Source organism: Sphingomonas sp. CFBP 13706 (assembly GCF_014842355.1).
GTDB lineage: Bacteria > Pseudomonadota > Alphaproteobacteria > Sphingomonadales > Sphingomonadaceae > Sphingomonas > Sphingomonas aerolata.
Genome location: NZ_JACYVM010000004.1, coordinates 109,813 through 135,725 on the forward strand (window position 1 = coordinate 109,813; position 25,913 = coordinate 135,725).

The following is a 25,913-nucleotide window of genomic DNA, read 5'->3' on the forward strand; positions in this document are numbered from 1 at the left end:
TTTCGCGACGGCAGCCTGCCGCGCGTCCCTTTCACCAGACAGGAGAGCGTCCGTGCTCGATGTAAACCTTACCGCGCAGCTCAAGACCTATCTGGCGAACATCGTCCAGCCGATCGAACTCGTCGCCTCGCTCGACGACGGCGCCAAGTCGCGAGAGCTTGAGGGCCTGCTGACCGAGATCGCGGCGCTGTCCGATTCGGTGACGATGGTCCGCAAGGATGACGACAAGCGCCGCCCGTCCTTCATGATCCGCCGCGCCGGGACCGATATCGGCGTGCGCTTCGCGGGCATCCCGATGGGGCATGAGTTCACCTCGCTCGTCCTCGCGTTGCTGCAGGTCGGCGGGCATCCGTCGAAGCTGACGCAGGAGGTGATCGAGCAGGTCCGCGGGCTCGACGGCGATTTCGCGTTCGAGACCTATTTCTCGCTCAGCTGCCAGAACTGCCCCGAGGTGGTTCAGGCGCTGAACCTGATGAGCGTGATCAACCCGCGGATCAGCCATGTCGCGATCGAGGGCGGCGTGTTCCAGGACGAGGTGACGAACCGCAACATCCTGTCGGTGCCGGCGATCTTCCTCAACGGCGAGCCGTTCGCGCAAGGCCGGATGAGCGTCGAGCAGGTCGTCGCGAAGCTCGACACGGGCAGCAGCGCGCGGGCCGCCGAGAAGATCGCGGGCAAGGATCCGTTCGACATGCTCGTCATCGGTGGCGGTCCCGCGGGTGCGGCGGCGGCGATCTATGCCGCGCGCAAGGGCATCCGCACCGGCATCGCCGCCGAGCGCTTCGGCGGACAGGTGCTCGACACCATGTCGATCGAGAACTTCATCTCGGTCGCGCATACCGAGGGGCCCAAGCTCGTCGCGCACATGGAGCAGCATGTCGCCGAATATGGCGTCGACGTGATGAACCTGCAGACCGCGAGCAAGCTGATCCCGGCAGCGCAGGTCGGTGGCCTGCACGAGGTGCAGCTCGCGAGCGGCGCGTCGCTGAAGGCACGGACCGTGATCCTGTCGACCGGTGCGCGCTGGCGTCAGATGAACGTGCCGGGCGAGGAGGCGTATCGCAACAAGGGCGTGACCTATTGCCCGCATTGCGACGGCCCGCTGTTCAAGGGCAAGCGCGTCGCGGTGATCGGCGGCGGCAATAGCGGCGTCGAGGCGGCGATCGACCTGGCGGGCCTCGTCGCGCACGTCACGCTGATCGAGTTCGACAGCGACCTGCGCGCGGATGCGGTGCTCCAGCGCAAGCTCGCCAGCCTGCCCAACGTCAAGGTCGTCACCTCGGCGATGACCACCGAGGTGCTCGGCGACGGCAAGCAGGTGACGGGGCTCAGCTACAAGGATCGCAACCACGACACGCTGCATCAGGTCGAGCTCGAGGGAATCTTCGTCCAGATCGGGCTGGTGCCCAACACCGAATGGCTGACCGACACGGTCGCGCTGACGATGCGCGGCGAGATCGAGGTCGATCACCGCGGCGAGACGTCGATCCCCGGCGTGTTCGCGGGCGGCGATGTGACGACCGTGCCGTTCAAGCAGATCGTGATCGCGATGGGCGAAGGCTCGAAGGCAGCGCTTGCGGCATTCGACTACATGATCCGGCTCGCGCCCGAAGAGCAAGACGCGCTCGCAGCCTGAGGGCGGGGGGCTTCCCCCCCGTCCGTCATCCCGGACCCAGGGTTACGCGCGTTGGCGTTCGTGGCTCTGGATCCTGACGTTCGTCAGGATGACGATGTGTGTGGGGTAAGCGTCACCCACCTCCGTCATCCTGGACTTGATCCAGGATCCAGAGTTGCGGGCGGTGGTGCTTGTGGCTCTGGGTCGTGACGTTCGTCAGGATGACGGTAAGGCGAAGCGCCGACCGAAAATCCCGGCAGCGCAAAAGAAAAAGGCCGGGGGATCCCCGGCCGTTTCCTCACTTCTTCTTGGCTTTGCGCGCCGCATATTTGGCGTCGCGGAGCGCCTTCTTGTCGGCGTCGGACATTTGCGACTTGGCTTCGGCCTCGAGCGCACGGGCTGCGGCTTCGGCGGCGGCGGCCTTCTTGGCGGCCTTGGCCTCCTCTTCGGCGTCGCGCTTGGCCTGGCGCTTGGCGCGCTCGGCCTCCTCCTTGGCGGCGCGGGCGGCGGCGCGCTCGGCGGCGACCGCCGGATCGATCGCAGGCTTGGCGCGCAGTTTCTCGAGCGCCTTCAGCTTCGCGTCGTTCGCAGAGGCGGTACGTTCCTGAAAACCGGGGTCCTTGAAAGAGGCCATACTCGTCGAAAATTCCTGTAATCGCGGTGAAATCCGCGGGATTGCCCGGATAAGGGCCTTGCTAGCGTCCGTGCCCCTTAAATCATTGTGCCGCGCAGCGAAAGCGGGGTGATGCACCCCGGGTCCCCGCGATGCCGTCCGTCGTCGTCCCGCCCCGGCTCAACGCGCGCATCTCCGCCCGGGTGTCACATTGCTGAAACACCGCCGTCATCCGGCCGTCATCGAAACCGCATCTCGCTGTCATCTACGCCGCCTAACCGCCGTTGAGAGATCGGCAGGGGGACCCGAGTCGATCCACGCAATCAATGATCGACCGGGAGTTCCGTGAATGACCAGCTTCAAGCGCATCGGCCTTATCCTGCTGACCAGCACCGCCTGTGCGGCGCTGTCGGCATGCGGAGGCGCGGACAGCGTCGCGTCGCCGGGTGCGGGGACCATCGTGATCCCCCCCGCGACGCCGACGCCGACGCCCACCCCCACGCCGACGCCGACGCCCAGCGCGATCACCGCGGCACAGTTCGCTGCCCCGACCACGGTCAACACCATCACGATCACGCCTGACGAGCAGCTCGCGGTCGTCAACGCCGGCACGAACAACAATGTCAGCGGCGTCAGCGCCGGGCTGAACGGCCTGTATCCGACCTCGGCGACGTCGCTTACCACGCCGATGGATCCGTCGACGCTCAACAGCTTCTTCACCAGCACGAACTTCGTCGGCGCGCTCAACGGCCCGACCGACACCGCGTTCCAGGGCTGGACCTGCAACTCGACCTCGGCCGAATTCGGCGGCTCGGGCGCACGCTGCACCGCGGTGCCTTCGGTTGGCGCGGTCACCGCGGCGAGCGTCTGCCCGACCGGCACGACCGATGACGGCCTGGTCGCGACGTTCCGCGCCTGCCGCCTGCCGACCGTGATCAGCGGCACGCTGACGCTGCCGAAGATCGCGGGCGTCTTCTATCGCCTGCGCGGCCAGACCGAAATCGGCACCGATGTCGGCACGACCGGTGCGGACAATGGCGCGATCCTCAACATCGAGGCCGGCGTCGTGATCGCCGCGGATTCGAGCGAGACGACTAACGACCTGCTGATCGTCAACCGCGGGTCGAAGATCAACGCGATCGGCACCGCCACCGCGCCGATCGTCTTCACCTCGCAGCAGAACCTGGCGTCGAACGGCGTCAGCGACGCGACGCAGGGCCAGTGGGGCGGGATCGTCATGCTTGGCCGCGCACCGGTCGCGGTCTGCGCCACCGGCACCGGCCCGAACAATGCCGCCGGCAGCAGCACGACCTGCCAGCAGGCGATCGAGGGTGTCACCGGGCGCTTCTATGGTGGCCCGACGGCCGCCGACAGCAGCGGCACGATGCAGTACGTCCAGATCCGCTACAGCGGCATCGCGATCAGCGACGGCAACGAGCTGCAGGGCCTGACGCTCGGCGGCACCGGCTCGGGCACCACGCTCAACCACATCCAGAGCCACAATTCGGCGGATGACGGCATCGAGATCTTCGGCGGCACGAGCAACCTGAAGTATATCGCGATCACCGGCGCGGACGATGACGGCTTCGATATCGACAATGGCTATCGCGGCTTCATCCAGTTCATGATCGCCGCCCAGCGCACGCTCGGTGCGACCGCCGACTCCTTCTCGACCGAGATTGATTCGAACAATGCCGAGGACCTGCTGCCGCGCACGTTCGGCCGCTACGCCAACTTCACCTTCATCCAGACCGCGCTGGCCCCGGCCGCGATCCGCCTGCGTGGTGGTGCGGATATGACCTTCGTCAACGGTGTGGTGAAGACTCCGGCGAACGTCGCCTGCGTCAACATGATCGCGGGCGAACAGACGACGGGCGGCCGCACCACGGTCCGGCCGGCGGATGCCGCGCTGCAGGACGTCGGACCGCCGGCGTTCAGCTCGGTCTACTTCGCCTGCCAGGGCCGCTGAGGCGGGCGCCAATTGAATGCGCCGTGATGCCGGGGCGGTCCTTGGGGGACCGTCCCGGCATTCGCCTATGACTTTACGAATCGGGATTACAGGCCATGTCCAAGCGCCGCGCCTACGGAACACTGCTCCTCCTCACCTCGACGCTGGTCGCGCCCGCCGCGCTCGCGCAGACCGCGCCCGCGCCGGCCGCACCGCCGCGGCCCGCCGCGACGCCGCAGGCCGAGGCGGACCAGACCAACGCCGCGACGCCGGGCACGACGGCCCAAGAGCAGACCACACAGCAGGCCACACCGCAGGCCGCACCCGAAGCCGGCGTCGAGGTCTCGAGCCCCGGCTATGACGCCGCGGCGGGCGAGGACATCGTCGTCGTCGGGCGCAACATCCCGAACACCGTGCGCGCGACCGCACAGATCGTCTCGGTGCTGTCGAGCGCGGACATTGCGCGGACTGGCGAGGGCGACATCGCCGGCGCACTGACGCGCGTGACCGGCCTCAGCGTCGTCGGCGGCGGCTTCGTCTATGTCCGCGGTCTCGGCGATCGCTATTCGTCGTCGCTGCTCAACGGTTCGCCCTTGCCGAGCCCCGAGCCGCTCCGCCGTTCGGTTCCGCTCGACATCTTCCCGACCGCGATCGTCGGCTCGGCGCTGGTCCAGAAGACCTATTCGGTGAACTATCCCGGCGAATTCGGCGGCGGCGTGATCAACCTCACGACCAAGGCGATCCCGGAGAAGAACTTCCTGAGCATCGGCGGGTCGATCTCCGCCGACACCGTGACGACCAGCGAGCTCGGCTATACCTATTATGGCGGCGATGCGGACTGGATCGGCTTCGACGACGGCGCGCGCAAGGTGCCAGCCTTCATCAAGAACGCGCCTGGCGGCACCGGGATCATCCCGACCGACCAGGTCGCGCAGCTCACCAATGCGAACACGACGCTGCTCCAGCGCAACAACCAGCTGCCGGCCAACTGGTCGGGCGAGCTGAGCGGCGGATCGGTGTTCGACTTCGGCTCCGACCGGCTGGGCATCATCGCATCGCTGAGCGCGAGCAACACCTTCCGCACGCGCTCGTCGACGCAGCAGGATTCGGTGTCGACCGACGGCACGCTGCGCAATGATTTCCAGACGCTGCTGACCGACAACCGGATCGTCACCAACGCGCTGATCGGGCTGGGGTACGAATTCGGCCCGAACACGATCCGCTCGACCACCGTCTATATCCACGACACGCTGAAGCAGGCGCGCGGATCGTCGGCGACCGTCTACAACAATTCGAGCGGGCTGCGTTTCCAGCAGAACACCAACTGGTTCGAACGCCAGCTGTTCGAGAGCCAGCTGGTCGGCGAATTCAAGCTGACCGACGCGCTGAAATTCGACGCGCGCGGCGCCTATGCCAATTCGAAGCGTAATGCGCCGTACGAGCGGCAGTTCGACTATCTGTGCTCGGCGACCACCACGACCGGCCTGCCGATCAGCGTCGAGGCGCCCAATGGCTCGGATGGCGCGCAGTGCAACGGCGCCTATCAGGTGACCCAGCGCTTCACGCCGTTCGCCTCGATCATTTTCAGCGAACTCAACGAGGATCTGTACACCGGGCAGGGCGACCTGTCGTACAAGCTCGACACCGAGCGGCCGATGACGCTGTCGACCGGATATTTCTATTCGGACACGAAGCGCAATTCGACGCGCCTCCAGTTCAACTACCAGACCGCCGCGGGCGGCGGCACCGCGCCGGGCTATCCCTACAACCTGCTGCGGCCCGACTATCTGCTCGGGATCGATTCGCTCAACGCGAACCAGATCCAGCTGCAGTTCAGCACGCCGCTCGGTGCCTATGCCTATGATGCGTCGCTGCGCATCCATGCGGGCTATGTCCAGGCCGAGGCCGAGGCGACCGACGGCGTCCGCGCGACGATCGGCGTCCGCTACGAGACCGCCGAGGAGCGGGTGACGCCGATCGGCACGACGACGACGCGGCTGAAGAACGATTATTTCCTGCCCGCCGCGACGCTCACCTATAATTTCGCGAACAACATGCAGCTGCGTGCGAGCGCATCGAAGACGATCTCGCGCCCGCAGTTCCGTGAGCTCGCGCCGCAGCAGTTCCGCGATCCCGAATCGGATCGGCTGTTCTTCGGTAACCCGCTGCTGAAGGACTCGGAGCTCTACAATCTCGAGGGCCGCTACGAGTGGTTCTTCGCGCGCGACCAGCGCTTCACGCTCGGTGGCTTCTACAAGGAGATCAAGAACCCGGTCGAGCAGGTCGGCTTCTACACGGGCGCGGACGACCGGCTGCAGACCGGCTTCACCAACCTGCCCGAGGCGACGCTGTATGGCGCGGAGGTCGAGCTCCAGAAATATTTCGACCTCGATTTCCTCAATTCCGACTTCTTCGCGACGCGCCGAGCGCTGTTCATCGCCAACTACACCTATTCGAAGTCGTCGATCACCGCGGACAATAGCTGCGTCCCGAACGTGCTCAACCAGACGCTTGGCGGGTGCCAGGCGGGCTTCGGTCCGGCCTCGCTCCAGTTCCGCGACGGCGCGTCGCTGACCGGCCAGTCGGACCATCTGGTCAATGTCCAGGTCGGGCTCGAGGATACGGCGTCGCTGTCGGCGATCACGCTGCTGTTCAACTATGCCAGCAACCGCGTGACCAACCGCGGCCCGTCGAACCTCAGCGGCGTCGGCTTCCAGCCCGACATCATCGAAAAGCCCGGCATCCGCCTCGACCTGGTCGCACGGCAGGGCTTCGAGCTCGTCGGCGGCAAATGGGAGCTGAAGGCCGAAGCGCGCAACCTGACCGGCACGCGGTTCCAGGAAGGCCAGACCTTCGACAATGGCGCGCAGGTGTTCATCAACCGCTATAATCTGGGCCGGGTCTTCACGCTGGGGCTGAGCACGACGTTCTGAAGTCGGGCAGCGGCGGGCTGGGCCGGGGGGTGGCCTGCCACCGGCCCGTCATCCCAGCGAAGGCTGGGATCCAGAGTTCCAAAGGACGGCGCTGCTCGGCTCTGGATCCTGGGTCGAGCCCAGGATGACGGGTGGGTGGGGTGAGCGGTTCATCTGCCACCCCTCCGTCATCCCGGCGAACGCCGGGACCCAGGGTCACGGGCGGACCGCTGCGTGGCTCTGAATCCCGGGTACCGGGGTAGGGGCGGCTACCCCCAGGGGCGCTCGCGGTACCATTTCGTGATGACGTATTTGACGCCGCTGCGGACCTTCATGCCGTGGTGGAGCGTCGCGGGGTTGGGCGAGCCGTCGGGCCGGCGGTTGTTCCAGGCGAGCAGCTTGCCCGTCTCGGGCTGGACGATCTTGTCGATCGCCTTGAACCGCGTCGCGCCGCCTGCCTCGGGCTGGTTGAGATAGACCATCACGGTCCAGGTACGATTGCCCGCGACGCTGCAATAGCGGTCATAGTCGACACCGGTCGGCTCGAAATAATCGGTGTGTCCCTTGAACTCCTGCCCGACCGCATAACGCTGCCCCTGGAGCGGTTCGCCATAAAGGCCGTCGAGCCCGGTCAGCGCGGCGATCCGCGCCTCGACGTCGGTGACCACCGGATCGGCGGGGTCGAGGTCGCCCGTCTCGCTCGTCCGGTAGCTCGCATCGCCGTTCGAATCGGAAATCGTCGACGGGCGGCGGACGGCGTCGATCCGCTCGAGCAGTGCGGCGCACAGCGCGGGCGGCAGGAAGCTGCGGTTGAGGAACAGCGTCAGCTTGGGGCTCGGCACGCGCTGGACCCCGGGGGCTGCGGTCAGCCGTGCGACGACCGGCTCGGCGGGCAGGCCGCTGCCGAGCGAGACCGGAGAGGGGGCGGGCGGCGTGTCGGCGGAGGTAATGACCATGATGCTGTTTTGCCGGGCAATCCGCGCTTGCGCCAGCGCGGCATAAATCTATCGCCAGATTGACGCGTAACTGTAACATGGCATGCCTAGCGCCATTGGGGGCGCCAATGGCGGCGGCACCGCGTCGGGAGGGGGTTCGCTCATGCGATTGACGATCGACGCACGTGCGCGCCGCATCCTGCGGCGGCTGCCCGTGATCACGGTATATTCCGCCGCCGAGCTCGCGCTGATGGCGGGGCTGGCGGTGCAGTGTGCGCGGCTGATCTGGGTCGCGGTGGCGCCGGTGACGCCGCTCGGCGCGTGGCGCCCGGCAGCGATCGCACCCGCGGGGGCGAATGGCGACATCCTGCGCAGCTTCGATCCGTTCTTCCGGCTGGGTGCGCCCGCCGGTGCCGGACCCGCGACGGTCACCGCGCTGCAGCTGACGCTGTTCGGGACGCGGATCGACGATGCGACCGGCCGGAGCTCGGCGATCATCGCGGGTGCGGACAATGTCCAGACCAGCATCGTCGTCGGCGAGGAGATCCAGCCCGGCGTCCGGCTGAAGGCGGTCGCATTCGACCATGTCACGATCGATCGCGGCGGCGTCGACGAGGACCTGTTCCTCGACCAGTCCGACGCGGTCGCGCCGGTATCCCCGACCGGCGCAGCGCCGGGCGCGGCGCCACCGCCGGGCGGCGCGGGCATCGCGATCGGCCAGTTGCGCAGCGAGATCGGTTTCATCCCGCGGATCGACGGCGGCCGCGTCAGCGGGCTGACGGTCCGGTCGCAGGGCTCGGGCAACGCCTTCCGCCAGGCGGGGCTGCGCGACGGCGACATCGTCACCTCGATCGGCGGGCGTCCCGTCACCGGGCCGGGCGATCTCGACCGCATCGCCGCCGATTTCGCGCAGGGCGGCAACGTGCCCATCACCGTCGAACGCGGCAAGGACACGCTGCCGCTCGCCATCACGATCGCACCCCCGCAATGATCTTCGGCATGACTCTAGCTTCCCTTCCCCTTTCCAAGACCAAGGCTGCAATGAAGAATCTGGTTTTCGCCTCGGTCCTTGCTCCGGTGCTGGCGCTGACGCTGGCGGCGGAAGCGCGCGCGCAGACGACGCTTAACGTCCGCGACGCCGATATCCGCGCGTTCATCGCCGATGCCGCCAAGGTCACGGGGCGCACCTTCATCATCGACAACCGCGTGTCGGGCAAAGTGACCGTCGTCACCGACCGGCCGCTCAGCCGGTCCGAATATTTCGAGGTGTTCCTCTCCACGCTGCGCGCCAACGGGCTGGTCGCGGTGCCGACCTCGAACGGGGCGTTCCGCGTGCAGCCGCTCGACAATGCCGCGTCGCAGCCGAGCCGGATCGGCGTCGCGGGGGCGGCGCGCAACAGCTATGTCACCGAGATCATCCGCCTGCGCGCGACCGACGCGGCGAGCGCGGTCGATACCGTCCGCCCGCTGGTCAGCGCGCAGGGGTCGGTCACCGCGAACCGCGGGGGCAACAGCCTGGTGGTGGTCGATTTCGCCGACAATATCCGCCGCATCCGCGAGGTCATTCGCCGGGTCGATACCGACACCTCGTCGACGCGCGTCGTCGCGCTCAAGAATGCGAGCGCGCGCGACATCGCGACCGCGCTGCAGGGCCTGATCGGCACCGGCGGGGCCCCGGGCGGCGCGCAGGGCGGCGGCGCGGGATCGGGGCCGACCGCGTCGGTGGTCGCGGTCGAGGGATCGAACGCGGTCGCGCTGCGCGGCGATCCGACCACGGTCGCGCGACTGGCACAGGTCGCCGCCGACCTCGACCAGAAGGCGCGCAACGGCACCGAGATCAAGGTCGTGTTCCTCGAAAACGCCGATGCCGAACAATTGCTGCCGGTGCTGCAGGAACTGGTCGGCCAGACCCCGACCCAGCCGAGCAGCCAGCCGCTGTCGCGCTCCAATTTCGGCGCGAACAGCAGCAGTGGCAGCAATGGCGGCGGATCGGGCTTTGGCGGCACCCAGCAGGCGCAGGTGAGCCAGCCGGTCCAGTCGAGCGGCGGATCGTCGGGATCGGGCTCTGGCCAGCCCGCGATCACCGCCGCGGGGGGCCGCACCGCCGCGGTCGTCACGCGCTTCATCGGCGCCAACGCGATCGTCATCGCCGCGCCCGCCGAGATCCAGCGTCAGCTCGCCGAGGTGGTCCGCCAGCTCGATACGCGCCGCGAACAGGTGCTCGTCGAGGCGATCGTCGCCGAGGTGTCGGACACCACCGCACGGACGCTGGGTGCGCAGTTCATCGTCGGCGATCCCAGCGGCGGCGCGTTCGGCGCGTCGACCTTCTCCAATTCCGCGCCGAACATCCTGCAGATCGCGGGTGCGATCGGCGCGACACAGCTCAACACGTCGACCACAACGACGACGAACACCGACGGCAGCACGACGGTGACGAAGAACACCAGCAGCGCCGCCGACACGCTTCAGCAATCTGCGATCAGTTCGATCCTCGCCGCGACCGGCGGGTTTGGCGGCTTTGGCGGCAAGATCGGCAGCACCTTCTTTGGCGCGATCATCAACGCGGTGAAGAGCGACACGACGTCGAACCTGCTCCAGGTCCCGCACCTCGTCACGCTCGACAACCAGGAAGCGCACAGCCTGGTCGGGCAGGAGATCCCGATCACCACGGGGCAGGCGCTGTCGAACAATTTCGACAACGCGTTCCGCACCACGCAGCGCCAGAATGTCGGCATCGAGCTGACCGTCCGCCCGCAGGTAAATTCGAGCGGGACGGTGAAGCTCAACCTGCGGCTCGAGGTCAGTTCGATCGCCGGGCCGGTGTCGAGCGACAATAGCGACCTGATCCTCAACAAGCGCGAGGTCGAGACCGTGCGCACCGTCGACGACGGGCAGATCGCGGTGATCAGCGGCCTGCTCGACGACAACGAGCGCCGCACGATCGAGAAGATCCCGCTGCTCGGCGACCTGCCGGTGCTCGGGCACCTGTTCACCTCGAAGGCGAAGCAGCGGTCGAAGACCAACCTGATGATCTTCATCCGGCCGACGATCCTGCGCACCGCGGGCGACAGCCGGCGGATCACCGAACAGCGTTACGGCTATCTTCGGCTGCAGCAGGGGCTCGCCGAGCCCGAGCGCGAGCCGTCGATCGACCAGCTGGTGCGCGATTACATGGGCGCGGCGCCGCCGATCCCGTCGGGGCCGATCCCCGGCAGCATCGAGGATCCGCGGATCGCGGTACCGGTGCGCAGCACGAGCACGGTCTTCCGGCCGGTGCAGAAATGATCATCCGCGAGGGGCATGACATTGCGCGTTCCCCGGCGGAGGCCGGGGCCCAGTTGGGTGATCCTGTCCCGTCGATCGCGACCGCTGCCCAACTGGACCCCGACCTTCGCCGGGGAACGGAGGTCGAAGACGTCGCACTCCCCCAGATCACCATCCCCTATGCCTTCGCACGCAAGTTCGGGGTCGTCGTCGACCACACCGACCCCGATTCGCCGCTCACGATCGCGATGCGCGCGGGCGCGGACCCGAAGGTGCTGCTCGAACTGCGCCGCTATCTCGGCCGCCCGTTCGCGATCGGCACGGTCGAGGCGCCCGCGTTCGACCGGCTGCTGTCCAACGTCTATGCGATGGACGGTCAGGCCAATGCGCTCGCCGCGGTCGGGATGGGCGACGAGCTCGATCTGCTCGCAGGCGACATGCCGACCGCGGAGGATCTGCTCGACACCGCCGACGACGCGCCCGCGATCCGGCTGATCAACGGGATCATCGCCGACGCCGCGCGCAACGGCGTGTCGGACATCCATATCGAGCCGTACGAGACCGGGCTCGTCGTACGGATGCGCATCGACGGCGTGCTGCGCGAGACTTTGCGCATGCCGCCCAACGTCGCGCCGGTCGTCGTCAGCCGGATTAAGGTGATGGCGCGGCTCGACATCGCCGAGCGCCGCGTGCCGCAGGATGGCCGCATGGGACTGACGCTGGGCGGCAAGCTGCTCGACGTCCGCGTCTCGACGCTGCCGAGCCGGGCGGGCGAGCGCGTGGTGCTGCGTATCCTCGACAAGGAGAATGCGGGCATCGACCTCGAGGCGCTGGGCCTCCCGCCCGCGTTGTTCGCGCTGCTGAACGAGGCGCTGAGCGAGCCGAACGGGATCATCCTGGTCACCGGGCCGACCGGTTCGGGCAAGACCACCTCGCTCTACGCCGCGCTGCGCCTGCTCAACGACGGCAGCCGCAACATCCTGACGGTCGAGGATCCGGTCGAGTACGCGGTCGATGGCGTCGGCCAGACCCAGGTCAATCCGAAGGTCGGGCTGACGTTTGCGGCGGGGCTGCGCGCGATCCTGCGTCAGGATCCCGACGTAGTGATGGTCGGCGAAATCCGCGACCGCGAGACCGCCGAGATCGCGGTGCAGGCGTCGCTGACCGGGCATCTCGTGCTGTCGACCGTCCATACCAACGACGCGATCGGCGCGATCACGCGAATGCGCGACATGAAGGTCGAAAGCTTCCTGCTCGCCTCGACGCTCCGCGCGGTGATCGCGCAGCGGTTGGTGCGGCGGCTGTGCCCGACCTGTCGCAAGGCAGTGCCCGCATCGGACACGGTCGCACCGCTGCTCGGCATCGCGCCGGACGCGGTGGTGTACGTCGCGCAAGGCTGCGACGACTGCAACCAGACGGGCTACAAGGGTCGGATCGGCGTGTTCGAGGCGGTCCGCATCGACGACACGATCCGTCGCCTGATCAACACCGACGGCGCCGAATCCGACATCACCGCGCATGCCTTTGCCAAGTCGCCGAACCTGGCGCAGTCGGCGCGCGAGCTCGTCCTGTCGGGACAGACCACGGCGGAGGAAGCGGTCCGCGTCTCGCGCCGCGACACGACCGAAGTCGTCGAGGTGGCGGCGGCATGACGCCGCTTCAAACCTCCGTTCGTTTCGAGCGCAGTCGAGAAATCGGCGCCACACGCGCGGACAGTGGTTTCTCGACTTCGCTCGAAACGAACGGGATAATGCGGCAATCGGGTCACCCGCATGGCTGATTTCGACTATGTCGCGATCGACACCAAGGGCGCCGAGCGCCGCGGCCATATCGCCGCGGCGGACATCGACCTCGCGCGCGCGACGCTCGACGCGCGCAAATTCTACGTCGTCAAGATCAGCCCGGGCGCGCCGCCGCAGGTGACCAAGGGACGGCCGCTGTTCGGGTTGCAGCTCGGCAAGCCCAAGATGTCGGGCAAGAACCTGACCTTGTTCACGCGCCAGCTCGCCACGCTCAACCGCGTGTCGCCGCTCGAGGAATCGCTGCGCACGATCACGCGGCAGACCGAACAGGACAGCGTCCGCGCGATCGTCCAGCACGTCCATGCGGGCGTCGTCGAGGGCCGGCGGCTGGCGGATGCGATGGCGCGCGAGCCCAAGAGCTTCCCGCCGCTCTACCGCGCGATGGTCGCGGCCGGCGAGAGTTCGGGGTCGCTGCCGACGATCCTCGATCGGCTCGCGGCTTTGCTCGAACGCCAGGCGGAGATCCGCGGCAAGCTGATCACCGCGCTCGCCTATCCGTCGATCCTCGCGCTCGTCGCGATGGGGGTGGTCACCGCGCTGATGATGTTCGTCGTGCCGCAGGTGGTCGAACAGTTCGACACGGTCGGGCAGGAGCTGCCGCTGCTGACGCGGATGGTGATGGCGTTTTCGGCGTTCCTCGTCGGATACTGGTGGGTGATCGCGCTGGTCCTGCTGCTATCGGGGCTGATCCTGTGGCGCGCGCTGAAGGATCCGGGCTTCCGGCTCGCCTTCGACAGCTGGCTGCTCAGGATCCCGATGCTGGGGCGACTGCTGCGCGACCTGCACGCGGCGCGAATGGCGCGGACACTGGGGACGATGGTCGCGAGCCGTTTGCCGCTGCTCGACGGGCTCAACCTGACCGCGAGCACGATCCACAATCGTCGGCTGCGGCTCGCGTCGGACCAGATCGTCGACGCGATCCGCGGCGGCGGCAGCCTGTCCGCGGCGATGCGGCGTGCAGGCGTGTTTCCGCCGCTGCTGACCTATCTCGCCGCGTCGGGCGAGGCGGCGGGGCGGCTCGACGAGATGCTCGAACGCGCCGCCGACTATCTCGAACGCGAATTCGACCGTTTCACCGCCACCGCCCTGTCGCTGCTCGAACCGCTGATCATCGTCGTGATGGGCGGCATCGTCGCGACGATCGTGCTATCCATCCTGCTCCCGATCCTCCAGCTCAATACGCTGGCAGGCCAATGAGGTTTTGTATGCGTCCGGAAGAGAAGAAGAAGCGTCGTGAAGCGGGTTTCACGCTCGTCGAGCTGATGGTGGTGATCGTGATCATCGGCCTGCTGGCGACGATCGTCGCGCTCAACGTGCTGCCCTCGGGCGATACCGCGCGGATCCAGAAGGCGAAGGCGGACATCGCGCAGATCGAGGGCGGGCTGGAGCTCTACAAGCTGCAGAACATGACTTTCCCCAACACGTCGCAGGGGCTGAACGCGCTCGTCACCGCACCCGCCGGGCTGACCGATCCGTCACGCTATCAGCGCGGTGGCTATCTGAAGAAGCTGCCGAACGATCCCTGGGGTCGCCCGTATCTCTATGCCTCGCCCGGCACGCATGGCGAGGCCGACGTCTGGACCTTCGGCGCCGATGGCAAGGAAGGCGGCGAGGGGATCGATGCCGATATTGGCAGCTGGCAGTAGGTCCCGGCGTCACGCCGACCGCGGTTTTACGCCCGCGAGGCGTTACGCCGAACACGGCTTCACGCTGGTCGAGCTGATGGTCGTGGTGACGATCATCGGGCTCGCATCGGCGGTGGCGGTCTTCGTCATGCCCGATCCGCGCGGCCGCGTGTTCGACGAGGCGACGCGGTTCGCGGCGCGGACGCGTGCGGCGCATGATTCGGCGATCGTCGAGGCGCGCCCGGTCAGCGTCTGGATCACCGGCGGTGGCTATGGCTTCGACCAGCGGCTCGCGGGCGGCTGGACGCCGATCAGCGAGAAACCGATGCGCGTCGAACGCTGGAACGACGGCACGCGCGCGGTGATCGGCGATATGAGCGGGCGCGTCCGCGTGACCTTCGACCCGACCGGGCTGGTCGACCGACCCGCGGTCGTGACGCTCAGCCGCGGCGGAGCGAACGCGACCGTGACGATCGACGCCGATGGCACCGTGCGCGCCGATGCGCGCTGATCCTCATATTTGCACGCCGATGCGCACCGAAACCGATCGCGGGTTCACGCTCATCGAGATCATGGTCGCACTGGCCGTGTTCAGCCTCGCGGCGATGGCGCTCGTCCGGCTGGAGAGCGCGACGATCCGCGGCGCGTCGATCCTCGACGACACGCTGGTCGCGCAGATGGTCGCGCGCAACGTCGCGATCGACGCGGTGACGCAGGCGCAGCCGCCGACCGCCGGGACCGTGACCGGCGCCGAGACGAATGGCGGGCGCCGCTGGGCCTGGACGCGCTCGGTGCGCGCGATGGGCGGCTCGTCCGTCTTGCGTATCGACGTGGCGGTCGCGGATCGCGGCGGCGCGGTGCTCGGCCGCCTCACGATGATCCGCCCCGCCCCGCGCCAGTCCGCGACGACGGTGACGACGTCATGACCGCGCGACGCACGGTGCGTGCCGCCGAGCACGGCTTCACCCCCGGTCGGCGCTCCGCAGAACACGGCTTCACTCTGGTCGAGGTGATGGTCTCGCTGCTGATCTTCGGCATGATCGCGGCGGCGGGGGTGGCGATCCTGTCGTTCAGCGTGAAGGCGCAGAGTGCGACGGGGACGAAGCTCGACGATCTCGGCGCGCTGACGCGGACGATGTCGATCCTGTCCGCCGATCTCGGCCAGGCGGCGCTGCGGGGCACGCGCGACGAATCCGGCGCACCCTTGCCCGCCTTCGTCGGCGAGAGCGGGTCGGACGTCGCGCCGATGCTCCGCCTCGTCCGCGGTGGCTGGACCAATATCGACGGCGCAGCGCGGTCGAACACGCAGAAGGTCGCCTACCGGGTCGCGGACGGCGCGCTGCAGCGGATCGCCTATCCAATGGTCGACGGCGCGCCGCCGCTGCCGCCTGCCGTGCTGCTGCCCAATGTCCGCCAGGTCCGGCTGCGCTACCGGCTCGGCGGCGCGTGGAGCGACCGCTGGGACGGCGTGCAGGGCGTGCCCTTGCCCGAGGCGATGGAGCTGAGCGTCCAGCGCACCGACGGCCTGGTCTATCGCCAGCTGTTCCTCGTCGGATCGGGCTATGCGCCGCCCGCGCGGGAGGTCCAGAATGAAGCCCCCTGAGCACGAACGCGGCGCCGCGCTACTGACCGTCCTCATGCTCGTCGCGATCGTCGCGGTGATGGCGGGGGCGGCGCTCGAGAAGCTACGGCTGTCGACGCGGCTGGCGGGCAATGCCGCGGCGGGGGAGCAGGCGCGCGCCTATGCGCTGGCCGCCGAGACGCTCGCGCTGACGCGGATCGACGCGATGCTGGGGCCCAATGTGAAACGCGTGACGTTGCAGGGCGACTGGAGCGGCAAGCCGTTCGGGATGCCGCTGCCCGGCGGCGGCTTTGCGACCGCGCGCGTGCGCGACGGGGGAAACTGCTTCAATCTCAACAGTTTGGTGAGCGGCCGCGCCGGCGCCTATGTCACCGACCCGCTGATGCGGCCGCAATTCGTCCGGCTGATGCGGCTGCTCGACATCCCCGCGCAGGTCGGTGAACAGATCGCCGCGGGCGCCGCCGACTGGATCGACAGCGATCAGGACCAGCAGGCGATGGGCGCGGAGGACGGCGCCTATCTGAACCGCGAGACGCCCTATCGCACCGCCGGCACGCTGATGACCGACCCGAGCGAACTTCGCGCGGTGGTCGGCATGACGCCGCAAATCTATGCGACGCTCAGGCCGTGGATCTGTACGCTGCCGGTCGCGCAGGCCGCGCCGATCAACGTCAACACGCTGCTCCCCGAACAGGCGCCGATCCTGGCGATGCTGTTTCCCGACACGATGTCGATCGCGGGTGCGCGCCAGATGATCCTGCAACGCCCGCCGCAAGGGGTCGCGACCACCGACGTGTTCTTCAAGAGCGCGGCGTTGCAGGGCAATTCCAATGCGGACGGCGAACGGGGGACGGCAGTGGTGTCGAAATGGTTCACGCTCGATATCGACGTGACGGTGGGGACGACGGTTTTGCAGGAACAGGCACTGATGGACGCGACGACGCTTCCCGCGCGGCTCGTATCGCGGCAATGGGGCGAGCCGTCATGACCACGCTCCTGTTCCTTCCCTCCGGCGCGACCGGCTTTCGCTGGATGCGGATCGCCGACCAGCGCATCGTCGCGCAGGGCGAGGGGATCCCGACCGCCGATGAGCGAAGTGACCTCGGCGCGGACACTGGCATCATCGCGGTGGCGCCGGCGGAGGCGGTGACCTTGCACTGGGCCGAGCTGCCGTCGCGCAGCGCCGCACAGGCGACCGCCGCCGCCCGGCTGCTCGCGGCAGAGGCGAGCGCGGCGCCGCTCGGCGAACTCCATGTCGCGGTCGGGGACGAGGGGCAGGGCGACCGGCCGATCGGCGTGGTCGGGATCGAGGCGATGCAGGGCTGGCTGCGGCTGCTCGCGGCGGCCGGCGTCGATCCGGTGGCGATGCTCCCCGCGCCGATGCTGCTGCCGCGCCCGGACGAGGGCTATGTCCGCGCCGAGCTGGCCGGCGACACGGTCGTGCGGGGCACGTCGACGGGATTTGCCGACGAGCCGGGGCTGACCGCGCTGGTGACGGGCGACACGCCGCCGGTGGCCGTCGAGCCCGACGCGCTCGAGGCGGCGCTGGCGGCGGCGGTCGCGACATGGCCGCTCGACCTGCGGCAGGGGATGTTCGCGCGGCGGCGGCGATTCGCGCTCGACTGGGCGCTGATCCGGCGGCTGGCGGTGCTGTCGGGGCTGATCCTCGCGGTGACGCTGGCGATCACGCTGGTCCGGATCGCGAAATACAGCTTCGGCGCGGACATGATCGAGGCGCAGACCGAACAGGTCGCCCGCTCCGGCCTGCCACGCGGCGAGACGGTGAACGATGCCGGGCGCCAGCTTGGCGAACGGCTGTCGCGCGTGCGCGGGCCGGGGCTGGGCTTCAGCACGACCACCGCCACGATCTTCGCCGTGGTCCAGGCGACGCCGGGCAGCGAGATCACCGCGCTCGACTTCCAGCCGAACGGGACCGTCCGGTTGGGCGTCGCGGTCGAGCGTGAGGCGCTGGCGACCGATCTCAGGAGTGCGCTCGAGCGTGCCGGCTTTGCGGTTCAGGCGGGCGTCTTCCAGGCGGCGGCGGGGCGCGTGTCGGGCGAATTCACGATCACGGCGGGCCGTGCAGGCGGGAGCGAGGGCGCATGACCGGGTTGCGGCACTGGTTCGAGGGGCGATCGCTGCGCGAGAAGCGGCTGTTGCTGGTGATGGCGGCGCTCGCGGTGCTGACGCTGCTCTGGGGCGCGGTGATCCGGCCGGTCGGCGACGGTCTGTCGAGTGCGCGCGAACGCCATGCCAATGCCGTGACCCGGCTCGGCGAGACGCAGGCGATGGTCGCGCTGCTCCGCGACGCGCAGCGATCGCGGCCCACGCCGCTGACGGGCTCGCTCGATGCGATCGTGCGGACCCAGGCGGATCTGGCGGGGTTCGCGATCACCAGCCTCGACCAGGAGGGCGCAGACCGGGTGCGGATCGTGATGCCGTCGGCGCGGCCGGGCGCGCTGACCGCGTGGCTGGCGCGGCTCGAGCGCGCGGGCATTCTGGTCGACGCACTGACCATGACCGACAAGGGTGACCGTACGGTGAGCGTGACGATGACGTTGAAGGCGCGCGCCGCATGAGCGACAGCGCACGCTTCGTGGGCGTCGGCGCACGCCGCGTCACGCGGATCCGGTTGCGGACCGGCCCGACCGCGATGTTCGGCGGGATGCTGCTGCTCGCACTGATCGTGTTTTTGCCGATGCGCGCCGCGCTTGGCTGGGTCGGGATCGAGGATGCGGGCCTCGTCGCGCGCCGGGTGACGGGCACGATCTGGGGCGCGACGCTGACCGATGCGCGGTTCGGCGAACTGTCGCTCGGCAACCTCCATGCCCGGCTCGCGCCATTGCCGCTGCTGGCGGGTCGCGCGCGGATCGTGCTGGCCGGGCCCGAGACCGATCCGCGGCCGCTGCGTGGGTCGGCGAGCGTCAGCCGGCACGGGTTCGGCGTCGACGATCTGACCGCGACGATCCCGACCGGCGCGGTGTTCGCGCCGGTACCGGTCACCACGCTCGATCTCGACGGCGTGACCGTGCGGTTCGCCGATGGCCAGTGCGAGCGCGCCGAGGGGCGGGTGCGCGCGACGCTGGGCGGCGAGGTGGCGGGGATCACGCTGCCGCAGTCGGTCAGCGGTACGCCCAAATGCGAGGGCGACGCGCTCATCGTGCCGCTCGCCAGCCAGGCGGGGACCGAGGGAATCACGCTGCGGATCGACGGCACGGGCCGCTACCGCGCGGTGCTGACGCTGCAACCGACCGACCCGATCGTCCAGCAGCGGCTCGAATCGATCGGCTTCGTGCGCGGGGCAGGCGGCTATAGCCAGGCGATCGAAGGCAGTTTTTGACGACATTCGACGCCGCGCATGATCGCGGCGCTTGACGGACCCGAACAGCCCGCTTAGGGGCACGGGCCTTCGCGGCGATCGTAGTTCAATTGGTTAGAGCGTCGGCTTGTGATGCCGGATGTTGCGGGTTCAAGTCCCGTCGGTCGCCCCATTATTTTCCCAACTGCTTGGCCTTGCGCCGCTTTGTGCTGGTAAAACCGGCCGGAAAATAATATTTCAGGTTTAAGCAATTTTCTTCTTCCTGATGGAGCCGGCGATGACAGCGGTTTGGGACCTTCCCGATTTCGACGACCATGAGGGCGTTCACGTCTTCACCGATCCGGTTTCGGGTCTCCGCGCCGTCATCGCGCTGCATTCGACCAAGCTCGGCCCCGCGGCCGGCGGCACCCGCTTCTGGCATTATGCGGACAATGGCCGCGCGGTGACCGACGCGCTGCGCCTGTCGCGCGGCATGAGCTTCAAGAACGCGATGGCCGGGCTCGAGCTCGGCGGCGGCAAGGGCGTGGTCCTCGCGGCCAAGCCCGGCGACGTGATCACCACCGAACAACTCGAGGCGTTCGGCCGCGCGGTCGACTCGCTTGGCGGCCGCTACGTGACCGCCGAGGACGTCGGCATGTCCGAAGAGCGCATGAAGGTGATCGCGACCCAGACGCGCTACGTCTCGGGCCTGCCGGTCGCGAGCGGTGCGGCGGGCGGCGATCCGGGGCCCTACACCGCGCTCGGCATTTATCTGGGCGTCAAGGCAGCGGCGCAGCGCGGGCTCGGCGCAACCGACATGAAGGGCGTGCGGGTCGCGATCCAGGGCGTCGGCTCGGTCGGCGGCGGACTCGCCCGGCTGCTCGCCAAGGACGGCGCGGTGCTGACGCTGGCGGACGTCGACGAGGGCCGCGCGCAGGCGCTGGCGGGCGAGCTCGGCGCGACTGCAGTCCCCGCTGAGGCGATCCTGACGACCGACACCGACATCTTCAGCCCGAACGCGCTGGGCGCGATCCTGACCGAAATGTCGATCGCCGCGCTGAAGGCCAAGGTCGTCGCGGGCGGCGCGAACAACCAGCTCAGCGTCCGCGAGGACGGTGCGCGACTGCACGCACGCGGCATCCTCTATGCGCCGGATTACGTGATCAACGCGGGCGGCATCATCAATGTCGGCCTCGAATATCTCGGCCAGGGCGACGAAGCCGAAGTGAAGGCGCGGATCGCACGCATCCCCGAGCGGCTGATCCAGGTCTGGGACGAGAGCGACCGCAGCGGCGAACCGTCGTCCGACGTCGCCGATTCGATCGCAAAGCGCCTGATCGGCCGTTAAGTCCGTCCCCCTTTCGCGGGGACGGTGACACGGCGGGCCACTCCCTCTCCCCACGTGGGGAGAGGGGCTTTAAGTCCGTCACGACTTGCCATAGTGGTAACACCCAGTGGCCACCCTGCACGCCCTTGCCAATCCCGCGCGCTTCCTGAAGATCGCCAGGCCGCTGACGCCTGCTTTGTTCTGGGCGGGCGTCGCGCTGATCGCGCTGGGCTGCTGGGCGGGACTGACGCAGACCCCGCCCGACTATCTGCAGGGCGAGACGGTGCGGATCCTCTACATTCATGTCCCCGCCGCCTGGCTCGGCATGGGCGGATGGAGCGGGATCGCGATCTCCAGCATCATGCTGCTCGTCTGGCGTCACCCGCTGGCCGGCATCGCCGCACGCGCGATCGCGCTGCCCGGCGCGGTGTTCGCCGCTTTGTGCCTGATGACCGGCTCGATCTGGGGGCGGCCGACCTGGGGGACGTGGTGGCAATGGGATGGGCGGCTGACCTCGATGCTGCTGCTGTTCTTCGTCTATCTTGGCTATATGGCGCTGGCGAAGGCGGATGCGGACCGCGGCGGCGACGGGCGCGTGCCCGCGCTCTACGGCGTGGCCGGATCGGTGCTGCTGCCGATCATCCGCTATTCGGTGATCTGGTGGAACACGCTGCACCAGGGGCCGAGCATCGGGCTGACCAAGTCGACGATCGATGGCGCGATCCTCTGGCCGCTGCCGATCATGCTCGCGGGCTTCACCTTCGTCTTTGCGGGAATCGTGCTGATGCGGATGCGGACCCTGCTCGCCACCGCCAAGGCCGAGGCGCGGATGCGTCGGATGGCCAGAGCGTGAAGGTGCGCGCATGACCGCCTGGCCGTTCGTGATTGCCGCCTATGCCGTGACGCTGGGCGGCGGCGCCGTCGTCGCACTGCTCAGCTATCTGGCGATGCGGAAGGCGGAGCGATGAAGGCCAAGCATCAGCGGCTCACCCTCGCGTTGCTCGCGCTCGGCGCGGTCGTCGTCGCGGGGCTGCTCGCTCTGTCCGCGCTGAAGGACCAGGCGTCGTTCTTCTACGCGCCGTCCGACGTGAAGCGCGACGGGTTGCCGCTCGGCCGCGCGGTCCGGCTTGGCGGGATGGTCGCGGAAGGATCGGTCAAGCGCGCGGCGGACGGCGTCACCGTCCACTTCACCGTCACCGACGGCGCCGCGACCACGCCCGTCGTCTTCGCCGGAATCGTCCCGAACCTGTTCCGCGAGAAATCGGGGGTCGTCGCCGAGGGGCAGTTCCAGCCCGATGGCCGGTTCGTCGCGTCCAATCTGCTCGCCAAGCATGACGAGAAATACATGCCCCCCGAAATGGCGGGCAAGATGCACGAGACCAAGACGCTCGCACCGGACCGCGGTTCATGATCGCCGAAGCCGGACTCGCGGCGCTCTGGCTCGCCGGCGCGCTGGCGGCGCTGCAGCTGGCGATGGCGGTGATCGGGATCGCGCGCGGCGGCGACGACGTTGCCGCGGCGGTGCGGCCGGTGGCGATCGTCCAGGGCGTGCTCGCCGCGCTGGCGATGGCGCTGCTGATCAACCTGTTCCTCAACTCAGACATGTCGGTGAAGCTGGTCGTCGAGAACAGCCATTCGGCCAAGCCGTGGCTGTACAAGTTCGCGGGCGCCTGGGGCAATCACGAGGGGTCGATGCTCCTATGGGTGACGATCCTGGGGCTGGCAGGCGGCGCGGTCGCGATCTTCGAACGTACGCTTCCCGAACGCACCCTGGTCGCGACGCTCGGTGCGCAGGCGACGATCGCGCTCGGCTTTTATGCGTTCCTGCTCTTCTCCTCCAACCCGTTCGCACGGCTGACCCCGACGGCACCCGACGGGCTGGGGCTCAACCCGCTGCTCCAGGACCCCGGCTTGGCGTTCCACCCGCCGACGCTCTACACCGGCTATGTCGGGCTTTCGGTCGCCTTCTCGTTCGCGGTCGGTGCGCTGGTCACGCGTGACGTCGGACCGGGCTTCGCCAAAGCGATGCGCCCTTGGGTGCTGATCGCGTGGATCTTCCTGACGCTCGGCATCACTGCTGGCAGCTACTGGGCCTATTACGAGCTCGGCTGGGGCGGCTGGTGGTTCTGGGATCCGGTCGAGAATGCGTCGCTGATGCCGTGGCTCGCGGCGACCGCGCTGCTCCATTCGGTGACGGTGCTGGCGACGCGCGACGGGCTGCGTGCGTGGACGATCATGCTCGCGGTGGTCGCCTTCTCGATGTCGATGATCGGCACGTTCCTGGTGCGCTCGGGCATCCTGACCAGCGTCCACGCCTTTGCGGTCGATCCGGAGCGCGGCGCGTTCATCCTCGCGCTGCTCGCCATCTATATCGGCGGCGCGCTCGCTCTGTTCGCCGCGCGGATCGGGACCGTGCGCGCGGGCACGACCTTCGATCCGGTCAGCCGCGAGGGCGGGCTGGTCGCGAACAATCTGCTGCTGTCGGTGATCCTCGGTATCGTCCTGATCGGCACGCTCTACCCGATCGTCGCGGCGAGCTTCGGCGTGCAGTTGTCGGTCGGGCCGCCCTTCTTCAACAAGGCCGCAGGACCGATCGCGCTGGCGCTGGTCGCGGTGATGGCGGTCGGGCCGCTGCTGCGCTGGCGTCGTGACGAGGCGAAGGCGGTCGTCGGCCGGGTCGCGCTGCCGATCGCGGCCACCGTGGTGGCGGCGGTCGCGCTGCTGTTCTTCTGGCCGGGCGTGCTGCCCTGGGCCGGGCTTAGCCTTGCCGCAGGCCTCGCGGTCGCCAGCGTCGCGCCCTTGTGGAAACGCAATCTCCGGCGCACGCCGATGTTCACCTATGGCATGGTCCTCGCGCATCTCGGCATCGCGGTCAGCCTGGCCGGCATGGCGTCGGACAGCGCGTTCACCAAGGAAACGCTGGTCGCGGTGCGCGCAGGCGAAGCGGCGCGCGTGGGGCCCTACAGCGTCACGCTCGACGGGATCTCGCCGGTGATCGGCGAGAACTGGTCCGCGCTCGAGGCGCAGTTGACCGCGACGCGCGGCGATGACAGCACGCGGCTCCATCCGCAGCTCCGCTTCTTCGCCAACCCGCCGACCAGCACCAATGAATCGGCGATCCTGACCGCGCTCGACGGCCAGCTCTATACCGTGCTCGGCCAGCCCGATGGGCAGGGGCGGTGGCAGCTGCGGCTGTGGTGGAAGCCGTTCGTGACGCTGATCTGGTTCGGCGGCGTGCTGATCGCGCTGGGCGGCGCGCTGTCGCTGGTCGGGCGGCTGCGTCGCGAACGGCGCAGCGCAGTCCGGGCGGCTTGGGCATGAAGCGGTTCGCGCTCTGGGCGCCGCTGGCGATCTTCGCCTTGCTGTTCGCGGTGGTCGCGAGCGGGCTGTTCCGGCCGGCGGACAAGGTCGTCCGCTCGGCGATGGTCGGCAAGCCGCTGCCCGATTTCGCGCTGCCCGCGATGGTGCCGGGCAAGCCGGGGCTGACCAGTGCGTCGTTCAAGGGCGGTCAGCCGCGGCTGCTCAACGTGTTCGCCAGCTGGTGCGTACCCTGCATCGCCGAGGCCCCGCACCTGATGCGGCTGAAGACGATGGGCATCCCGATCGACGCGATCGCGATCCGCGACACGACGCCCGCGATCGCCGGCTTCCTGCGCCGCAACGGCGACCCCTATGCGCGGATCGGCAGCGACACCGCGAGCCGGGTGCAGCTCGCGCTCGGCTCGTCGGGCGTGCCCGAAACCTTCGTGGTCGACGGCCGCGGGATCGTCGTGAAACAGATCATCGGCGACATCCGCGAGGACAATATCGGCGAGATCGTCCAGGCCGTCAGGGAAGCCCGATGAGCGGGCGGTTGAGCCTTGGGCTGGCGGGAATCGCGGTGGTCGCGACCCTGGTTTTCTGCACTGCACCCGCCGCCGCGCAGCCCGTCACGCCGCCCGCGCATTACGCCAATGTCCAGCTCGCCGACCCCGCCAAGGAGGCCTCCGCGAAGGCGCTGATGGAGACGCTGCGCTGTCTCGTCTGCCAGGGCCAGTCGATCGCGGACAGCGATGCCGACATGGCCGCGGACATGCGCGCGCTGGTCCGCGAACGGATCGCGCGCGGCGAGACGCCCGCCTCGGTCCGTGACTGGCTGGTGTCGCGCTATGGCGACTATGTCACCTATGACCCGCCGCTGTCGGGCCTGACCTGGCCGCTATGGCTGGCGCCGATCGCGCTGCTGGCGATCGGCGCGTGGATCGCACGGTCGAGTTTCCGCCGGAGGACGCGCTGATGGGCTGGCTCTGGCTCGGGATCATCGCGGTCGGGGCGTTCGCGCTGCTGGCGGTGCTGAGGGTCGACCGGCTGCTCTGGTCGATGGTCGCCGCCGCGCTGATGCTCGGCGCGGCGGGCTATGCGCTGCAGGGCGAGCCCGAGCTTGCCGGGCATCCGGTCGTCACGGGCACGACGATCACGCCCGATGACGGGTCGATGATCGACCTGCGCGACAAGATGCTCGAACGCTATACGGGTGCCGCCGCCTATCTGGTCGCGGCCGACGCGATGACTCGGATCGGCGAGCGCCGCGCCGCGGTGAAGGTTCTGCTCGGCGGGATCCGCGTGGCACCGAAAAGCCTCGTCCTGTGGACCGGGCTCGCCAATGCGCTCGCCGCGCATGACGGCGATCAGGTCTCGCCGCCGGCGCTGTTCGCATTCCAGCAGGCGATGCGGATCGCACCGCGCCACCCGGCGCCGCCCTTCTTCCTTGGCCTCGCCTATGTCCGGTCGGGCAATTTCGCGGCGGGTCGACCCTATTGGGCCCGCGCGCTCGCGCTGACCCCGAAAAGCGTGTCCTATCACGACGAGATCGCGGTGCGCCTCGCGCTGCTCGATCAGGTGATGGCCGCACAGGACGCCGCACCGGCGAGCTAGGCACCGACGCAAAACGGGACCCGGATCGTCCGGCGCGATGCCGGGGATCCTGGGTCCCGTTCCGTGCCGCAAAAGGGC

General features: G+C 68.7%; 24 protein-coding genes and 1 tRNA gene. 23 read left to right on the forward strand and 2 right to left on the reverse strand.

Features of this window, described 5'->3' with window-relative positions; genetic code table 11:
- Nucleotides 1–52 precede the first annotated feature (52 nt).
- Nucleotides 53–1,636: an alkyl hydroperoxide reductase subunit F gene (ahpF, locus tag IFS44_RS09320; protein ID WP_192098284.1), complete on the forward strand. Its 1,584-nt coding sequence runs from the start codon at nucleotides 53–55 to the stop codon at nucleotides 1,634–1,636.
- A 277-nt stretch (nucleotides 1,637–1,913) separates the two neighbouring features.
- On the opposite strand, the gene IFS44_RS09325 is transcribed toward ahpF, so the two are convergent.
- The gene (locus IFS44_RS09325) at nucleotides 1,914–2,249 is read right to left on the reverse strand and encodes a DUF6481 family protein (protein WP_031396424.1); all 336 of its coding nucleotides are present in this window, start codon (nucleotides 2,247–2,249) and stop codon (nucleotides 1,914–1,916) included.
- A gap of 328 nt (nucleotides 2,250–2,577) precedes the next feature.
- Between IFS44_RS09325 and IFS44_RS09330 the strand changes: the two genes are divergently transcribed.
- Both IFS44_RS09330 and IFS44_RS09335 read left to right on the forward strand, forming a co-directional pair.
- Nucleotides 2,578–4,197: a hypothetical protein gene (locus tag IFS44_RS09330; protein ID WP_192098285.1), complete on the forward strand. Its 1,620-nt coding sequence runs from the start codon at nucleotides 2,578–2,580 to the stop codon at nucleotides 4,195–4,197.
- A 95-nt stretch (nucleotides 4,198–4,292) separates the two neighbouring features.
- Complete coding sequence (locus tag IFS44_RS09335; RefSeq protein WP_192098286.1) at nucleotides 4,293–7,109, forward strand: TonB-dependent receptor domain-containing protein; 2,817 nt, start codon at nucleotides 4,293–4,295, stop codon at nucleotides 7,107–7,109.
- 248 nt (nucleotides 7,110–7,357) lie between these two features.
- Here the strand turns inward: IFS44_RS09335 and IFS44_RS09340 are convergent, their stop codons facing one another.
- Nucleotides 7,358–8,044 carry a prolyl hydroxylase family protein gene (locus IFS44_RS09340; RefSeq protein ID WP_192098287.1) on the reverse strand — a complete coding sequence of 229 codons (687 nt, stop codon included), beginning with the start codon at nucleotides 8,042–8,044 and terminating at the stop codon, nucleotides 7,358–7,360.
- A gap of 82 nt (nucleotides 8,045–8,126) precedes the next feature.
- Between IFS44_RS09340 and IFS44_RS09345 the strand changes: the two genes are divergently transcribed.
- From IFS44_RS09345 to IFS44_RS09440, 20 genes are all read left to right on the forward strand, one after another.
- Complete coding sequence (locus tag IFS44_RS09345; RefSeq protein WP_416365813.1) at nucleotides 8,127–9,014, forward strand: type II secretion system protein N; 888 nt, start codon at nucleotides 8,127–8,129, stop codon at nucleotides 9,012–9,014.
- A 50-nt stretch (nucleotides 9,015–9,064) separates the two neighbouring features.
- A complete protein-coding gene (gspD, locus tag IFS44_RS09350; protein WP_192098288.1) occupies nucleotides 9,065–11,308 on the forward strand; it encodes a type II secretion system secretin GspD in 2,244 nt (747 codons plus the stop codon).
- Nucleotides 11,305–12,939, forward strand: coding sequence for an ATPase, T2SS/T4P/T4SS family (locus IFS44_RS09355; protein ID WP_192098289.1), 1,635 nt, complete (start codon nucleotides 11,305–11,307; stop codon nucleotides 12,937–12,939). The genes gspD and IFS44_RS09355 overlap by 4 nt, the downstream gene beginning before the upstream one ends.
- Before the next feature lie 120 nt (nucleotides 12,940–13,059).
- Complete coding sequence (gene gspF / locus IFS44_RS09360; RefSeq protein WP_192098290.1) at nucleotides 13,060–14,286, forward strand: type II secretion system inner membrane protein GspF; 1,227 nt, start codon at nucleotides 13,060–13,062, stop codon at nucleotides 14,284–14,286.
- An 8-nt stretch (nucleotides 14,287–14,294) separates the two neighbouring features.
- Nucleotides 14,295–14,735, forward strand: coding sequence for a type II secretion system major pseudopilin GspG (gene gspG / locus IFS44_RS09365; protein ID WP_031395041.1), 441 nt, complete (start codon nucleotides 14,295–14,297; stop codon nucleotides 14,733–14,735).
- Nucleotides 14,710–15,225, forward strand: coding sequence for a GspH/FimT family pseudopilin (locus IFS44_RS09370; RefSeq protein ID WP_192007239.1), 516 nt, complete (start codon nucleotides 14,710–14,712; stop codon nucleotides 15,223–15,225). The genes gspG and IFS44_RS09370 overlap by 26 nt, the downstream gene beginning before the upstream one ends.
- A 19-nt stretch (nucleotides 15,226–15,244) precedes the next feature.
- Nucleotides 15,245–15,640, forward strand: a complete 396-nt coding sequence (gene gspI, locus IFS44_RS09375; RefSeq protein ID WP_183935287.1) for a type II secretion system minor pseudopilin GspI — start codon at nucleotides 15,245–15,247, stop codon at nucleotides 15,638–15,640.
- Nucleotides 15,637–16,317 carry a type II secretion system minor pseudopilin GspJ gene (gspJ, locus tag IFS44_RS09380; RefSeq protein ID WP_192098291.1) on the forward strand — a complete coding sequence of 227 codons (681 nt, stop codon included), beginning with the start codon at nucleotides 15,637–15,639 and terminating at the stop codon, nucleotides 16,315–16,317. Before gspI ends, gspJ begins: the two co-directional genes overlap by 4 nt.
- A complete protein-coding gene (gene gspK / locus IFS44_RS09385; protein WP_037532276.1) occupies nucleotides 16,304–17,284 on the forward strand; it encodes a type II secretion system minor pseudopilin GspK in 981 nt (326 codons plus the stop codon). Before gspJ ends, gspK begins: the two co-directional genes overlap by 14 nt.
- Nucleotides 17,281–18,402: a type II secretion system protein GspL gene (gspL, locus tag IFS44_RS09390; protein ID WP_192098292.1), complete on the forward strand. Its 1,122-nt coding sequence runs from the start codon at nucleotides 17,281–17,283 to the stop codon at nucleotides 18,400–18,402. The genes gspK and gspL overlap by 4 nt, the downstream gene beginning before the upstream one ends.
- A complete protein-coding gene (gene gspM, locus IFS44_RS09395) occupies nucleotides 18,399–18,875 on the forward strand; it encodes a type II secretion system protein GspM (RefSeq protein ID WP_037532937.1) in 477 nt (158 codons plus the stop codon). Before gspL ends, gspM begins: the two co-directional genes overlap by 4 nt.
- Entirely contained in the window at nucleotides 18,872–19,636 is a 765-nt protein-coding gene (gene gspN, locus IFS44_RS09400) for a type II secretion system protein N (RefSeq protein ID WP_192098293.1), read from the forward strand. Before gspM ends, gspN begins: the two co-directional genes overlap by 4 nt.
- Nucleotides 19,637–19,710: 74 nt before the next feature.
- Nucleotides 19,711–19,787: transfer RNA gene (locus IFS44_RS09405), tRNA-His, on the forward strand.
- Nucleotides 19,788–19,892: 105 nt separating this feature from the next.
- On the forward strand, nucleotides 19,893–20,942 hold the full coding sequence (locus IFS44_RS09410; RefSeq protein WP_192098294.1) for a Leu/Phe/Val dehydrogenase: 1,050 nt from the start codon (nucleotides 19,893–19,895) through the stop codon (nucleotides 20,940–20,942).
- Nucleotides 20,943–21,048: 106 nt separating this feature from the next.
- Complete coding sequence (gene ccmC / locus IFS44_RS09415) at nucleotides 21,049–21,774, forward strand: heme ABC transporter permease CcmC (protein WP_031440724.1); 726 nt, start codon at nucleotides 21,049–21,051, stop codon at nucleotides 21,772–21,774.
- A 111-nt stretch (nucleotides 21,775–21,885) separates the two neighbouring features.
- On the forward strand, nucleotides 21,886–22,332 hold the full coding sequence (ccmE, locus tag IFS44_RS09420) for a cytochrome c maturation protein CcmE (RefSeq protein WP_192098295.1): 447 nt from the start codon (nucleotides 21,886–21,888) through the stop codon (nucleotides 22,330–22,332).
- Nucleotides 22,329–24,242, forward strand: a complete 1,914-nt coding sequence (locus IFS44_RS09425; protein ID WP_192098296.1) for a heme lyase CcmF/NrfE family subunit — start codon at nucleotides 22,329–22,331, stop codon at nucleotides 24,240–24,242. Before ccmE ends, IFS44_RS09425 begins: the two co-directional genes overlap by 4 nt.
- Nucleotides 24,239–24,766, forward strand: coding sequence for a redoxin family protein (locus tag IFS44_RS09430; RefSeq protein ID WP_031440727.1), 528 nt, complete (start codon nucleotides 24,239–24,241; stop codon nucleotides 24,764–24,766). The genes IFS44_RS09425 and IFS44_RS09430 overlap by 4 nt, the downstream gene beginning before the upstream one ends.
- On the forward strand, nucleotides 24,763–25,197 hold the full coding sequence (locus IFS44_RS09435; protein WP_192098297.1) for a cytochrome c-type biogenesis protein: 435 nt from the start codon (nucleotides 24,763–24,765) through the stop codon (nucleotides 25,195–25,197). The genes IFS44_RS09430 and IFS44_RS09435 overlap by 4 nt, the downstream gene beginning before the upstream one ends.
- Entirely contained in the window at nucleotides 25,158–25,835 is a 678-nt protein-coding gene (locus IFS44_RS09440) for a tetratricopeptide repeat protein (RefSeq protein WP_342366393.1), read from the forward strand. Before IFS44_RS09435 ends, IFS44_RS09440 begins: the two co-directional genes overlap by 40 nt.
- Nucleotides 25,836–25,913: the final 78 nt, after the last annotated feature.

What these genes read in the sequence shown, in the direction of transcription:
- IFS44_RS09345 (WP_416365813.1), top strand. Translation starts at nt 8,127, where the DNA reads ATGCCTAGCGCCATTGGGGGCGCCAATGGCGGCGGCACCGCGTCGGGA.
- IFS44_RS09340 (WP_192098287.1), bottom strand. Translation starts at nt 8,044, where the DNA reads ATGGTCATTACCTCCGCCGACACGCCGCCCGCCCCCTCTCCGGTCTCG.
- gspJ (WP_192098291.1), top strand. Translation starts at nt 15,637, where the DNA reads ATGACCGCGCGACGCACGGTGCGTGCCGCCGAGCACGGCTTCACCCCC.
- IFS44_RS09370 (WP_192007239.1), top strand. Translation starts at nt 14,710, where the DNA reads ATGCCGATATTGGCAGCTGGCAGTAGGTCCCGGCGTCACGCCGACCGC.
- gspN (WP_192098293.1), top strand. Translation starts at nt 18,872, where the DNA reads ATGAGCGACAGCGCACGCTTCGTGGGCGTCGGCGCACGCCGCGTCACG.
- ccmE (WP_192098295.1), top strand. Translation starts at nt 21,886, where the DNA reads ATGAAGGCCAAGCATCAGCGGCTCACCCTCGCGTTGCTCGCGCTCGGC.
- IFS44_RS09410 (WP_192098294.1), top strand. Translation starts at nt 19,893, where the DNA reads ATGACAGCGGTTTGGGACCTTCCCGATTTCGACGACCATGAGGGCGTT.
- IFS44_RS09430 (WP_031440727.1), top strand. Translation starts at nt 24,239, where the DNA reads ATGAAGCGGTTCGCGCTCTGGGCGCCGCTGGCGATCTTCGCCTTGCTG.
- IFS44_RS09325 (WP_031396424.1), bottom strand. Translation starts at nt 2,249, where the DNA reads ATGGCCTCTTTCAAGGACCCCGGTTTTCAGGAACGTACCGCCTCTGCG.
- IFS44_RS09425 (WP_192098296.1), top strand. Translation starts at nt 22,329, where the DNA reads ATGATCGCCGAAGCCGGACTCGCGGCGCTCTGGCTCGCCGGCGCGCTG.
- IFS44_RS09330 (WP_192098285.1), top strand. Translation starts at nt 2,578, where the DNA reads ATGACCAGCTTCAAGCGCATCGGCCTTATCCTGCTGACCAGCACCGCC.
- IFS44_RS09355 (WP_192098289.1), top strand. Translation starts at nt 11,305, where the DNA reads ATGATCATCCGCGAGGGGCATGACATTGCGCGTTCCCCGGCGGAGGCC.
- gspF (WP_192098290.1), top strand. Translation starts at nt 13,060, where the DNA reads ATGGCTGATTTCGACTATGTCGCGATCGACACCAAGGGCGCCGAGCGC.
- IFS44_RS09335 (WP_192098286.1), top strand. Translation starts at nt 4,293, where the DNA reads ATGTCCAAGCGCCGCGCCTACGGAACACTGCTCCTCCTCACCTCGACG.
- gspD (WP_192098288.1), top strand. Translation starts at nt 9,065, where the DNA reads ATGAAGAATCTGGTTTTCGCCTCGGTCCTTGCTCCGGTGCTGGCGCTG.
- gspI (WP_183935287.1), top strand. Translation starts at nt 15,245, where the DNA reads ATGCGCACCGAAACCGATCGCGGGTTCACGCTCATCGAGATCATGGTC.
- IFS44_RS09435 (WP_192098297.1), top strand. Translation starts at nt 24,763, where the DNA reads ATGAGCGGGCGGTTGAGCCTTGGGCTGGCGGGAATCGCGGTGGTCGCG.
- gspG (WP_031395041.1), top strand. Translation starts at nt 14,295, where the DNA reads ATGCGTCCGGAAGAGAAGAAGAAGCGTCGTGAAGCGGGTTTCACGCTC.
- gspL (WP_192098292.1), top strand. Translation starts at nt 17,281, where the DNA reads ATGACCACGCTCCTGTTCCTTCCCTCCGGCGCGACCGGCTTTCGCTGG.
- gspM (WP_037532937.1), top strand. Translation starts at nt 18,399, where the DNA reads ATGACCGGGTTGCGGCACTGGTTCGAGGGGCGATCGCTGCGCGAGAAG.
- gspK (WP_037532276.1), top strand. Translation starts at nt 16,304, where the DNA reads ATGAAGCCCCCTGAGCACGAACGCGGCGCCGCGCTACTGACCGTCCTC.